Origin of the sequence: Parvimonas sp. oral taxon 393 str. F0440 (assembly GCA_000223315.2) — a bacterium.
Classification (GTDB): domain Bacteria; phylum Bacillota; class Clostridia; order Tissierellales; family Peptoniphilaceae; genus Parvimonas.
Genome location: AFUS01000004.1, coordinates 473,622 through 486,639, shown reverse-complemented (window position 1 = coordinate 486,639; position 13,018 = coordinate 473,622). Strand labels below are relative to the sequence as shown.

At 25.8% G+C, this 13,018-nt stretch carries 10 protein-coding genes and 3 pseudogenes; 1 reads left to right on the top strand and 12 read right to left on the bottom strand.

Annotated elements, in window-relative coordinates; translation table 11 throughout:
• Positions 1-84 precede the first annotated feature (84 nt).
• Complete coding sequence (locus HMPREF9127_RS03330) at positions 85-726, bottom strand: GntR family transcriptional regulator (protein ID WP_009447815.1); 642 nt, start codon at positions 724-726, stop codon at positions 85-87.
• Between the two features lie 14 nt (positions 727-740).
• A complete protein-coding gene (locus HMPREF9127_RS03325) occupies positions 741-1,958 on the bottom strand; it encodes a hypothetical protein (protein WP_009448370.1) in 1,218 nt (405 codons plus the stop codon).
• Between the two features lie 134 nt (positions 1,959-2,092).
• Between HMPREF9127_RS03325 and HMPREF9127_RS03320 the strand changes: the two genes are divergently transcribed.
• A complete protein-coding gene (locus tag HMPREF9127_RS03320; protein ID WP_009448244.1) occupies positions 2,093-2,482 on the top strand; it encodes a zinc ribbon domain-containing protein in 390 nt (129 codons plus the stop codon).
• Positions 2,483-2,534: 52 nt separating this feature from the next.
• Here the strand turns inward: HMPREF9127_RS03320 and HMPREF9127_RS03315 are convergent, their stop codons facing one another.
• The 10 genes and pseudogenes from HMPREF9127_RS03315 to HMPREF9127_RS03285 all read right to left on the bottom strand — a co-directional run bounded on the left by HMPREF9127_RS03315 (position 2,535) and on the right by HMPREF9127_RS03285 (position 13,011).
• Positions 2,535-3,737, bottom strand: coding sequence for a leucine-rich repeat domain-containing protein (locus tag HMPREF9127_RS03315; RefSeq protein WP_009448053.1), 1,203 nt, complete (start codon positions 3,735-3,737; stop codon positions 2,535-2,537).
• Complete coding sequence (locus HMPREF9127_RS08975) at positions 3,734-4,507, bottom strand: leucine-rich repeat domain-containing protein (RefSeq protein ID WP_255261703.1); 774 nt, start codon at positions 4,505-4,507, stop codon at positions 3,734-3,736. The genes HMPREF9127_RS03315 and HMPREF9127_RS08975 overlap by 4 nt, the downstream gene beginning before the upstream one ends.
• A 246-nt stretch (positions 4,508-4,753) precedes the next feature.
• Positions 4,754-6,073, bottom strand: a pseudogene (locus HMPREF9127_RS08970) (leucine-rich repeat domain-containing protein); the annotation flags it as partial.
• 49 nt (positions 6,074-6,122) lie between these two features.
• The gene (locus HMPREF9127_RS03305) at positions 6,123-6,377 is read right to left on the bottom strand and encodes a hypothetical protein (RefSeq protein ID WP_009448357.1); all 255 of its coding nucleotides are present in this window, start codon (positions 6,375-6,377) and stop codon (positions 6,123-6,125) included.
• Between the two features lie 345 nt (positions 6,378-6,722).
• Complete coding sequence (locus HMPREF9127_RS03300) at positions 6,723-8,549, bottom strand: hypothetical protein (protein WP_009447740.1); 1,827 nt, start codon at positions 8,547-8,549, stop codon at positions 6,723-6,725.
• Positions 8,546-8,698 (bottom strand): hypothetical protein, encoded by a 153-nt coding sequence (locus HMPREF9127_RS08965; RefSeq protein WP_255261681.1) that lies wholly within the window; start codon positions 8,696-8,698, stop codon positions 8,546-8,548. The genes HMPREF9127_RS03300 and HMPREF9127_RS08965 overlap by 4 nt, the downstream gene beginning before the upstream one ends.
• A 122-nt stretch (positions 8,699-8,820) precedes the next feature.
• Complete coding sequence (locus HMPREF9127_RS08960; RefSeq protein WP_009448412.1) at positions 8,821-9,045, bottom strand: hypothetical protein; 225 nt, start codon at positions 9,043-9,045, stop codon at positions 8,821-8,823.
• A gap of 14 nt (positions 9,046-9,059) precedes the next feature.
• A pseudogene (locus HMPREF9127_RS03295) lies at positions 9,060-11,112 on the bottom strand (efflux RND transporter permease subunit).
• Between the two features lie 18 nt (positions 11,113-11,130).
• Positions 11,131-11,711: pseudogene (locus HMPREF9127_RS03290) on the bottom strand (TetR/AcrR family transcriptional regulator).
• Between the two features lie 289 nt (positions 11,712-12,000).
• Positions 12,001-13,011, bottom strand: a complete 1,011-nt coding sequence (locus HMPREF9127_RS03285; protein WP_009447993.1) for an FAD:protein FMN transferase — start codon at positions 13,009-13,011, stop codon at positions 12,001-12,003.
• Positions 13,012-13,018 lie beyond the last annotated feature (7 nt).

Genomic DNA, 13,018 nt, shown 5'->3' with positions numbered 1-13,018 from the left:
CTCCACTAAAAAAGGTGTCTATGATTTCTCATTGACACCTTTGTCTTCAGTCTGAGTGATTAGTAAAACTAATCACTCTAAATTTTATAATAATGCAGATTTTATTTTTTCAACAAAATCCTCAATATGTTCTCTTGCATATTTTTCAGCCATTTCTTCATCCCTTTTTTCAAAGGCTTCTAAAATCTTTCTAAATGTTCTTGTAAAAATTTCCATATCACTAAAATAAATATCACAATAATGCCACAATCTCTCTGTTTGGCAATGCAAATCAGATAATATATCTATAAGCCATGGATTCGCACAAGACTTTGTAACTATTTTGTGGAATTCTTCATCAAGTAAAATTGCTTCCTGATAATCTTTCGTAGTATCATAAGTTTCTAAAGTAGAAACTATTTCTTTAAGTCTCTCTCTATCATTATCTGTCAGTTTTGAAACTGCTAATCTTGTTGCAAGAGGATCTAACACTTTTGTAACTTCAAATAATGATTTTATATTTAAAAAATCTAAAGTTGCAACCTGAACTCCATATCTTGGAACAATATCAACTAATTTAATAGCCTCTAATTGTTGAAATACTGTTCTAATTGGTGTCCTACTAACTCCAAACTCTTCTGATAACTCTATTTCATTTAAAATTTTTCCGGGTTCATATTTTAATGTTACAATTCTATCTTTTAAGATATTAAAAATTTCTTCCTTGGTTCTACCTGTTTTATCCATAAAACATCCATCTCCTACATTAACTCAATCATATGTTTTGTTATATCCATAGATTCAGTTCCTAAAACACTAATTTCATACATTTTATTTCTTTTTACATCAATAATTTGACAATTTGTTTCTTCACAATTCATATTATTTTGCTCTTTTATTGAAATATAACCATATTCATCATCTAAACTTTCAAAACCTAAAAAGTAATTGTTTTTATTTATTGTATCAAATATTAAAATTTTAAAATCTTCTGAGCTTTTTTCAGATAAATATTTTTCATCATAATCAAAACCTTCAAAACTTAGATATTCACTTAAAAATATGGCATTATCAGTTGTCAAATAGCCTTTTAACTTTTCATTATATTCAAACCAACTAGGAATTCTCAATGAAAAGTCTATATCTTTCAAAAATTTATCATAAAAATGATATCCAACTTCATATCTAACTTTTCTATATACAAAATTTGATGATGAGAATTTATCAACTCCCAAATATTTATATATTTCTCTACAATATTTTTGTGGCAAATGTATTTGTACATTATTTTCAATTAAGTTTTCAAACATAAACATAACCATAGATAATCTTTCATCAAAATCATCAACTAATGTCAAATCTTTTAAATTATTCCAAACATGGTAAAGCAAATAATTTTCATCACAATAAGGATCAACTACTTTTTCACTAAATAAGAAAACTCTTCTATAGATTGTTTCAAAATCTTTTTTATATAATTCTTCAAACTCCGAAAGAGAAATTACTCCTGTATAAGTACAAATATAATCATCAGTAGTTATAGGAAATGATTTTTTATTATCCATAAAAATAGACTTAATTCTAACATTTTCTTTGTTATTTAAAATCAAATCCGCTCTATCTTTAAACCAAAGAACAAACTTTTCTTTAAGTTTTTTAATATCATTATCTGTATAGAATCCCGTATCATCTTTAATTTCAAATTTACAACCTAAAAATTCAAAAAGTTCATTAACGAAATCAATAACTAACAAATGATAACCCATTCCGTAATAGCAAGTTTCTGTTCTCATTTCAATTTCTTCATCAATTTTAAAATTACAAGAAAGATAAGGAAGAATTTCAAAATTTAAAACTATAGAACCATCAATTTCTTCAAGTGAATATCCATAATTATCATCTTCAGCAAATTCATCAATTTTTTCTAAAAATCCGTCTATATCATATTGAAATTTAATGCTTATACCAAAATTTTTCATAAAACACCTCTATATAAAATCACATCATACTTATTTATTTTATCACAAATTTCAAACAATATCAAACTGTTATTAGGACTCTCTTTTGTGGTATAATAAAATCGGTTAATATGATTTTTTAAGGAGAGAATGTTATGAAACAAAAATTTTTTAACTTTATGAAAGATAGATATGGCGGAGATGTTTTAAATAATATTATAATCTACCTTTCACTGGGATTTGCTGTTGTAAATCTTTTTAAGAAAAGTGATATTTTAGCAATAACTTCATTAATTTTATTTTCTGTTGCTATGTTTAGGATGTTCTCAAAAAACAAGAGAAAAAGAGCTATGGAGCAAGTGAAATTTTTTAATCTAATTTCTCCAATATACTCAAGACTTTTAAAATTTTCATCCAAAGACAGAAAAAATTACAAGTATTTTAAATGTAAAAATTGCGGACAGGAACTTAGAATTCCAAAAGGAAAAGGAAAGATAAAAGTTATTTGTCCACATTGTAAACATGAAGAAATTAAAAAAAGTTAGAGTAAATTTTATATAAAAACCTAATCTACACAAAATAGATTAGGTTTTTCTTTTAATTACTTATATTTTTTCTTTTTATTATTATACTCGCTATTCCTAATAAAGTCGGAACTAATATCGAATTACTGGAGATATTTGTTTTTGGTAATTTTTTATTTGTTTTATTTTTATCTATAACTTTATCCTTATCTATTATTTTATCTTTTTCATTATTTCCTTTTTTATACTCAACTGCATACATTGAAAAATGTCCTGTTTTAAATATTATAGATTTTTCATTTTGAGTAAAAGTTTTTTCTTCCAGATTTCCTTTTTTGTCAATATAGTAAACCTTATTTACTGTTTTACCTTTTTCTCTAGGAATTGAAACTGTATAATCACCATCTTTAATTTTAACTTTTTCATTAGTTATCTTATTTACAAATGAGATGTCAAAGATTGAAACATCTTTACCTTTAAATGCTAAGAAGTCTTCTCCATTTATTTTTTCAACAACAAGTATAAAGTCTAATAATCTTTTCCCTGAAACTGAAATATTAGTTTTTGGATCAATTAATGTTGTAATCAACTCATCTTCAGGTTTTTCTTCAGGATTAGACGGTTTAACACCATTTAATTTTGACAAACTTTCACTTAAAGCTTTTGTTAAAATGTCGATATTTTTTTGACTTATAGGATTATTTAAAGCCTCTTCACAATCTTTAAGAATCTTATCAAAATCTGATTTTATATTTTCATCAGAATAAATATATTTATCAAAATTCTTAATAGTTTTTGCTTTTTCTATTTCTGTTTTTAAATTTTCAAGATTTACATCTTTTAATATAATCTCATGATGTTTACTTTGCTCAAATTTTAGATGTTCTTTATTGTAAGTGTAAACTTTAACTTTAATAACATTTTTTTCACTATCCATATTGTCATTAAAAGCATTCTTGTCTAAAAATGTTAGACTTGATGGAATAACAACTTCTTCAATTAGACAACTTTTGAATGCGTCTTTTCCTATTATTTTGAGTCCCTCATTTAATATCAAATTTTTTAAATATCTGAATTTTTTATTTGAAGCAAAAGCTTGATCTTCAATAGTTTCAACTGATGATGGAATTTCAAGAGTTGTAATTCTATGTGATAAAAAAGCATATCTTTCTATTTTTTTCACAGTATTTGGAATATTTATACTTTCCAATGGACAACCTGAAAAAGCTGATTGACCGATTTTTTCTACACCATCAGGAATGTCAATGTTTTTCAAATTAAGATTTCTTGAAAAATACCATTTGGTACAGTTTTCATATTCTTAGAAAGTTTTGCATAAGAAATATTATTTAATGAAAAAGTTCCTTCTCCCATTTTAACAACTGAATCGGGTATTTCAATACTCACTAATTGATTCCCATTAAATGCAAGTGTTCCTATTTCTTCCAATCCTTCCGGTAAGATAACTTCCTTTAACTTATTCTTTTGAAAAGCACTTTTTCCTATTTTCTTTACTGTTTTTGGAATTTCAACACTTAAAAGACCATTTAATGATTCTCCAGTATCTGTTGTATATTCATACTCTCCTGTATATTCAAAAGCATTATCTCCAATTTCTGTTATAGATTCTCCTTTTTTGTTTTTATTAGGAATAATTAAATTTTTGTTATATCCTGATTTTTCCTTTCCAAGCTCTGAAAAACCTACTATCTTAGTGCCTTCAAAAATAAAATCATTCTTGTTATATTTTGCTTCTTCACTTAAAACAAGTTTTCCTTCCGCTTTTAATAACTCCAATAGTGCTTTATCAATATCATCTTGTTTAGCTGAAGCATCTTTCACTACAGCCTTCGCTTTTTCAAGTTCTTCTATAAACTTATTATATGAGTCTTCTGTATATAGAATTTTATTAATATTACTTAATCTTGAAATATTTTTTATTAATGCTTTTTTATTTGCACCATTTGGAACCAAATTTTCGATTGCTTTACTTAAACTTTTTGTTATTTCATCAATATCTTTTTGTGTTGAATTATGATTTAACATAATAGTTTTTGCTTCTGCATAAATATTTTCTAATTTTTCAAAACTTGTAGTTTCATAGTCCGATTTATCCAATTCTTTAGCTATTTCAAGTATTTTTTGAAGTTTATTACGGTTAACATCTTTACCAACTAAAACAAATTTATGATAATCACTATGTGGATTGATGTAAGTCGAAGTTTCCAAATGTTTTTTATTTCTTGTGTATAAAATAACTTTTCCATCTTCATTTCCGGTATTTTCAACAAATACATTTTGAAGAAGTTTAAATATACTAAATGGTAAATCTACCTCTTTAATTTTATTGTGTGCAAAACTAAAAGAGTCAAATTGAAATAGAGAAACACTATCTGAAACTTTAAGTTCTTCTATCTCATTATACGCAAAGCTTTCATTTCCAACTTTTACAACAGTTTGTGGAATAAATAGTTTTTTGATTTTATTATTCTTAAAAGCATAGGATTCTATAAATTTAACACCATCAGGAATTTCAAACTCTTTTAAATTATTCTTTTGAAAAGCTCCCGTATCGATTATGTATTCATTGTATCCTTCTGAAATATTTATCTTAACTGAATTAAGTTCTTTGTTTTCAAATGCTTTGGAACAAATACCTTCTATCCTTTTCTCAACATCAACACCATTTTCTTTAATTATAACAGTTTTTGGAATTACCAAATCCCTATTTGTCTTTAATTTTTCAAGACCTTTTTCTGAAAAACCGGAGATTCCAAAATAACTTCTCTTTGAAATTATTTTATTTTTTACCTCTTCATATTTAAAGTCTTCGGCATTAAATTCTTTATTATTTGTAATAGTCCTAACTCTTACCTTAATTTCATATCTATCCAAAACGGATTCTATTAAATTTTTGTTTTGATTCGCTTTTAAATAATCTTCATCCTTAAACTTATTGAATTTTCCTGAAATAATCGAACCGTCAGTTAAATTTTTATCTACATTAAAATCTATCCCCGCTTCAAAATACTCATCCAAAGAACCATCACTTGCACCACCTATTTTTACAAATCCTGATGTAAGTTTAATTTTATCTTTTAATTTTTTAATTATATCTTCTTTTGAGTCGTTTTCATTAACTTCTATTTCACCGCAATTCAAAGTTATTTTTTTAAGATTACTACAAGATCCGTCACAGAAAGCTCTTACAAAAAGCATAATTTCTCTTCCTTGTGGAATGTTTAACTCATTTTGATTTTTTAGGAATAGTTCATCGTGTAAGAACAATTTATTTCCCTTTTCAGAAATACTAATATTTATATCATTACCATTACCGGAAAAGACTTTATGTCCAACATGTCCCAAATTTTCTCCAAATACAATATCATTAGAGATTTTACATTTTTCAAAGGCATTATCGGAAATTTTAGTCAAAGAATTAGGAAGATTAATTTTTTGTAAAGAAGAACAATTAGAAAATGCTCTTTTACCTATTACTTGCAAACCTTCATTTAGTTTCAATTCTTTCAATGATGTTTTTACAAAAGCCATATCATCAATTTTCTTTAATGTTGATGGGAAATTTATTTTTCTAAAGTTGTAACACCTGCAAAAGCACCGTTCCCTATAATTTCCATTCCCTCATTTAAAACAACAGACTTTATTTTTTCCCTTTAAAAGCCATTTTACCAATGGCTTTAACTTCTACACCATTAATTTTTGTAGGTATAACTACCTCTGTATCATCGCCTGTAAATTTAGTTATTGTATTTGTGTTTTCGTCAAATACAAATTTACTTTCGTCAGTATAGTTTCTAGCAACCGAAACCGATTCATTAGCAAAACTGCTAATCGGCATTACAGTCAACAAAATGGAAAGTAATGCTACATAAGATAAAATTTTTTTGATTTTCATTTTAATATCCTCCTTAAAATGAATTTTATCATAGTACATATTCTTTGTCAATTTATTAGTTATTTCATCTTATATTATAACTATTTACTTTTAATTTTAAAAAATAATAGATATGAGTAAATATTCTTAGTTGAAGTATTACTTAAATTTACTAAGATTGATAAATATTAAGTCTTATCAATATTTTTTCAAATTTATAATAAACTATAAATGAATTCTATATAAAATTATTCCACTTTTAAAACACAAATTATTGAAAAGAGTATAAAAATTTTTTAACATAAAAACCCCTAATCCTTTTTATAAGTTTTTAGGGGTTCTCATCTTTTTATTATAACTTTTATTTTATTTTTCTATAATTCTAGATTTTGTGTCAAAATTATCATCTGTTCCTGTAAGTGATGCGTTTTGTTTGGACATATCAAACATTACATCTATAATATCTTTGAATGTATTTATATTCCTTGTTTTGTTTTCCAATTCATCAATTCCTTTTTGCTTGAATTCTCCTAATTTTGAACTAAATTCTTTTTGTGAAGAAGTCAGTTTGTCGCTACCTTCTTTTAATTGGTCAGTGCTTGAATCCATTTTTTTAAGTCCTTCATTAAGTGAATTAATAGCATTTGAAAATGGGATAACAGCTTTTTCTTTTACTTGTGATAATGAATTTAAAATTCCGGATTGGTTTTTAAATTCTCTCAATCCTTTAGATAATTGCCCAGAACCATTCTTTAAAGAATTAGAATTTTCATCTAATTTACTCATCGCTGATTGTAACATTCCCATTGCAACTTTATTTTGATTAGTAGCTGATTTTAAACTTTCAGTTCCAGTTTTAATTTTTCCGGTTGCTCCATCTAATTGTTCAATTGATGATTTTAAAATATTCAAGTCATCTCCTTTCAAACTTTCTGTTATTTTTGAAAGTCCTTTGTTTAATTCTAAAGAAGATTTTTCCAATTGTGATTTTGTCTCATTCATCTTTTCATAAACATTTGATAAAGCATTTGATAAATCGGTATTGCCTTTCAATAGCATATCTGAATTAGTTACCAGTTTTGACATGGTTTGTCCTAAAGTATTTAATTTAGCCAATGCTGATTGTTTTGCTCTTAAAGTTTTTGATTCATCTAACAAATCATTTTTCGTTTTATTTAAAATTGATATTTCAGATGTCAAACTTCCATCTTTGTTTTTGCTTGATAAATCATTAATGACTTTTTGAATATTATTTGCTTTTGCTTCTAAATTTTTAATATCATTTTCTAAAGAAATATTAGAATTTAAGTTTTTTATTGAATTTTCAACTTGATGAAGTTTACTATTAAATTCTTGAGTTGAATTTTTTAATTCAGTAGATTTTTTTGAAATTTGTTCGATGCCTGAGAGTAATGTTCCATAGCTATTTCCCAAATTAGTCAAGCCTTGAGATAATTGTGATGATTTGTTTAATAATTCATCTTTTTGAGCAATTATATTATCAAGTTTTTTAGTTCCAACTTTCATCTTTTCAGTAGCATATTTTAACTTTCCAACTCCATTATCTAAATCACTTGAACCTTTATCAAGTTGAGTTGCTCCATATTGAATTTTTTCAACATTTTTATTTATTTCACCTACAGCTCCTGTATAAATATTTACTCCGTTAAATAGTTTCACACTGCCTTCATACATTTCAGAAATATACTTTTGAATTACTCCAACTTTTGGTTCTAGAGAATCAAATTTACTCTTAATTGTTTTCATTGAATCAGATAATTTTTCTGTTCCTGAATAGAGTTTTTTTACTCCTGTTTGCATTTGACCTATTCCATCATTCAATTTGTCTTGCCCTTCTGTTAATTTAACAGAAGCATCAAATAATTTTTGTGAATTATCTTCTAATTGTTTTATCCCATCCTTTAATTTATCAAGTGAATCAATATTTTTCTTTTCTTGGAATAATTCATTTGTAATAACTGAATAGATTTCTATCGGTTTGTAATTTTTTATTTCCATTTCCAATGAAATGGTGTCTTTAAATAGCTTTAAATCTTTTTCTTTTAAAATATCTTCAAAATTTTGCTTCAATCCGGGAGTCAAAATTGATGTTACTATTTGATTTTTACCATCTTTAACTATTTTTACATCATCTGATTTTATATCGCTTACTTTATCATCACTAAAAATCATAGCTGTTGCCACGATATATGGTGAATATACATCTTTGTTTTTCCGTTTATACTTTTTGTTTCATATCTATTGTTTTTAGAACTTAAAACTATCTTTAAATGTCCGGTTTTTCCTTCTAATTCAGAATTTTTAATTTCTTTATTATCCAAATAATATTTTACAGTCAACTCTACAGGTAAATCTTTATCAGTTTTTCCTTGATAATATATATCTTTTTTATCTTCGTTCCAGTTTAAATATCCATTTTTTCCTAAAACTTTTTCATCTGTTTTTAAATTTTTACCTCTTTTAAATTGGATTTATCTTTTACTTTTATATTTTTATTGGAATTTAACCAAACTGATACAGTTTTATCTTTAATTTCATCACCATCTACTGTTACATAAAGCGTTTCGCTTTTCTTAATTACATTATTTTCTTGTGCAAATGAAACATTCACAATAACCATTGAAAAAAGCAAACTTAATGCTACAATTTTTTGAAATTTTTTATTCATTATCATCCTCTCCTCTATACTAAATTTTTTGTTGTTTTTTTAATAAATGGAAAAGTTACACTCAATATAGCCGGTAATAAAATTATTATTACTAACATACTTATAATAGCTCCTCTGGCTAAAAACATACATATTGTAGATACTATTTCCATTTTTGAATAAAGTCCTACCCCAATAGTTGCAGCCATAAAAGATAATGCACTTGTTACTATTGACTTGGAAGTTTCTTTTACAGAAACTCTCAAAGAATTATTTAAATCTTTTGTCTTTCTATATTCATGTAAAAATCTGTCAGTCATCAAAATTGAATAATCTATAGTTGATCCTAATTGAATTACTCCTATTATTATTGATGTGATAAATGGAATAGTCTGACCTAAATAATAAGGAATAGCCATATTAATCTGAATAGCCAATTCTATTGCAGATATTAAGATAATTGGTATTCCAATAGACTTAAATGCAACTGCTATAATTATAAATACGGTAATTATGGAAGCAATATTCACCATTTTGAAGTCTTTTTCTGAAACTTCTGTCAAATCATCGGTCAATACCGCTTCTCCTGTTAGATATCCTTCATCATCATATTTTGAAATAATATTTCTGATTTTTTCTATTTGTCTATTAACTTCAGGTGATGCGGTTTGATATTCCGAATTTATCATTATCATTTGATAGCCATTCTTCACAAAATTATCTCTTAATTTATTAGGCAAAAACTCAGCAGGTAAAGTAACTCCAGTTACAGAATGTGTACTCAATACACTATTAATTCCATCAACTTTTTCCAACTCATCAATCATAGAAGTTAAATTTGAGTTTGATAAATCTTCTTTAACAATAATAAAATGTGTACTTGCCATATTATAATCTTTTTTCATTTTATTTAACGAAACAATTGAATCTAAATCTTGTGGTAAAGATCTATCAAGATTGTAATAAAGTTTTGTATTATTAGAACCTATAATAGCAGGTATAAAAAGCAATATAAATACTAATGCTAAAATTTTTCTTTTATTAATATCAAAATCAGCTAATCGATTAAATGAAGGTAACAAAACCTTATGATTATATCTATTTACAGCTTTTTCTGCAATTAAAAGCATCGGTGGAAGTACAATTACTGTACATAACAAACCGATTAGAACGCCTTTAGCCATTACAAGTCCAATATCTTTTCCTAATGTTAATCTCATTAAAATCAAAACCAAAAAACCGGCAATTGTTGTAAGTGAAGATGAAAATAAGGAAGTGAATGTATTTTGAATTGCCCTGTCCATCGCTTCATTACGACTATTTCTTTTTTCTTTTCTTCAACATACCTGTGATATAAAAAATTGAATAATCCATTGTCACCGCTAATTGAAGAACAGCTGCAATAGCTTTTGTTAAATACGATATCTCTCCCAAAAATATATTAGTTCCAAAATTATAAATAACCGCATATCCTATTGTTAACATAAACACAAAAGGAATAACAGTAGATTCATTAGTAATGCTCAATATAATTAAGCCTAAAACAATTGCTAACCCGACATAAATAACAGTCTCTTTATCTATTAAATCCTTTGTATCTTTAACTAGTGAACTTACTCCACTCAAATATTTTTTATTTGATTGAATATTTCTTATGCTTTCGATAGCATTCATAGTTTTGAATGATGAAGCCGGTTCATTAAACTTTACCATCATCAATGTACTTCCCTTGGAATAAAAAATATTCTTAATTTTATCCGATAAAAAATCACTGGGAATAGAATCTCCAATTATTGATGTTCTTGAAATAACATCTTCTACACCATCTATTTTCATTATTTCTTTTTTTAACTCTTCAGCATCTCTATCACTACCATCTAAAATTACCATTACTGTAGCTGCATTTTTAAAATCTTTATCTAAAATATTTTGTCCTTGAGTAGACTTTAAATCAGCAGGTAAATATGAAAGAATATTGTAATTTACTCCTGTATTTTTGTAACTTATTATTGACGGAATCAATAACATTGTCATTATTAATAACACAAGTCTTGGATGGTGTGAAATAAATTTTGTAAATTTTCTCATATTAATCTCCATTACTTATCAATATTTTTTTATTACTTCAAATAAAACAGCTTTCATTTCATCAATTGATAAAATAGAATCTTTCATAATTGCACTCTTACAAGTAGAAATTACTATTTCTATGGTTAATGAAAGGATATATAACTTTTGTGAATAAGAATATTTATGCGAAAACAACTTCTCATACTTACTAAGTATAAACTTTAAAGTTGTATCAGCCTCTATAAATCTTTTATCATTTTCAATCTTTGTATATAAAGTCCAATTAATATTTTGAGATATTAGCTCTAAATCGAATGGATTTTCAATCAAATAATCAATGATATAATTCACAAAACAAGTATATCTTTCAATAGGATCAGTTTGTGTACATTTATGTTCAGCTTGAACAACTAAATTAATAGCTTTATCTAAAATTATTTTTCTTTTAAATCTTGTTTACTTTTAAAATATAAATAAAAAGTTCCCAACCCAAACTCAGTTTTTAACATAATATCTCTAATCGTCGTTTTCTCATATCCTTTTTCCTGAAATATATCAAGTGCAGCTTGAATAATTTTATATTCTTTACTCATTTTTTTATCTTTAATATTAGTCATAATTCTCTCCTTTTTATAAACTGAACAATGTTCATTATTTTTACATTGAATATTATAGCACTTTTATGAACAATGTTCAATACTTTTTTGAAATTTTTTATTATTTTTATGCTCTTATTGTAAAAACTTTATTATTAATTCAAACATAAAAAAAGCTAGGAAAGAATCCTAACTTTGATATATAATTAACTTTATTTATTTGTAGCTCCCTTACTTTTTAACAATTTTTCCATTTTTTCAGTATAATGTACACTTCCGTCAGAAAGTATCCAATAAGCCTCTGCTCCATTTACTTTTTCCAAAAGTTTTTTCCTTCTTCAACATCCATTAAAAATAAACTAGTTGATAGAAAATCTGCAAGACCGGAATCATTACATAAAACTGTTACACTTTTAATTTTATCTTTAGGATAACCGGTTTTTGGATCAATAATATGATTATATGCTTTATCTCCTACAAAATAAAATCTTTGATAATCACCACTCGTTACTGCACAAGTTTCATCAGTATAAATAACCTCTTTAATATCAACTTTGTCAGAATCAAACTTTGGATCTTGAATTCCTATTCCCCATTTATTTTTATCTTTTTCTAAAGGGCTTCCAATTGCTTTTACATTTCCTCCAGCTGAAATTATTGCAGATTTTAATCCCATTGATTTTAATTTATTCATAACTTTTTCAACTGAATAACCCTTTGCAATAGCCCCAACATCTAGCTTCATATCCTTATCTTTTATAAAAACCGTACTCTTTTCCTTATCAATTACAATATTATTAATATCTGTATGTTTTAATCCCTCTTTTATTTTGTTTTCATCCGGAAGTTTTCCTTTAAGATTAACTGCAGAATCTTTTTCAGCTCTCCAAAGTTCTGTTATACTTCCTAAAGCAATATTATTTTTATCAGACAATTTTTTGTAATTTTCAATAGAAAATTCCAACAGCTCTATAATCTCTTTATCAACCTTTACAGGTTCTTTTCCGGCATTGTCATTTATAGATTTTATATTATTTTCGCTTGCATTTTCAAAAGAATTGTAAAGGTTGTGATATCTTTTCATATCTTCTTCCAATACTTTAAAATATTTATTAAATTCCTCTTCATTCTCACAATAAGCACTAAATGCTATATCTGTATCAAAAACGCCAAAAAAAGATTTTGAGAATTTCTTAAAACTTGTACTCTCATTCTTTTTAATCTCATTTTTAGAATCTACGTCTTTACTTTGTTTTGAACAAGCTCCAAAAACCAAACAAAATAATAACAATCCTATAACACTTCTATTAAATTTATTCATATTTCTC

Bases quoted from the DNA above. Each gene is read 5' to 3' on its own strand.
- HMPREF9127_RS03320 (WP_009448244.1), top strand. From the start codon at position 2,093: ATGAAACAAAAATTTTTTAACTTTATGAAAGATAGATATGGCGGAGAT.
- HMPREF9127_RS08975 (WP_255261703.1), bottom strand. From the start codon at position 4,507: ATGTTAAATCATAATTCAACACAAAAAGATATTGATGAAATAACAAAA.
- HMPREF9127_RS08960 (WP_009448412.1), bottom strand. From the start codon at position 9,045: ATGAATAAAAAATTTCAAAAAATTGTAGCATTAAGTTTGCTTTTTTCA.
- HMPREF9127_RS03300 (WP_009447740.1), bottom strand. From the start codon at position 8,549: ATGATTTTTAGTGATGATAAAGTAAGCGATATAAAATCAGATGATGTA.
- HMPREF9127_RS03285 (WP_009447993.1), bottom strand. From the start codon at position 13,011: ATGAATAAATTTAATAGAAGTGTTATAGGATTGTTATTATTTTGTTTG.
- HMPREF9127_RS03330 (WP_009447815.1), bottom strand. From the start codon at position 726: ATGGATAAAACAGGTAGAACCAAGGAAGAAATTTTTAATATCTTAAAA.
- HMPREF9127_RS03305 (WP_009448357.1), bottom strand. From the start codon at position 6,377: ATGAAAATCAAAAAAATTTTATCTTATGTAGCATTACTTTCCATTTTG.
- HMPREF9127_RS03325 (WP_009448370.1), bottom strand. From the start codon at position 1,958: ATGAAAAATTTTGGTATAAGCATTAAATTTCAATATGATATAGACGGA.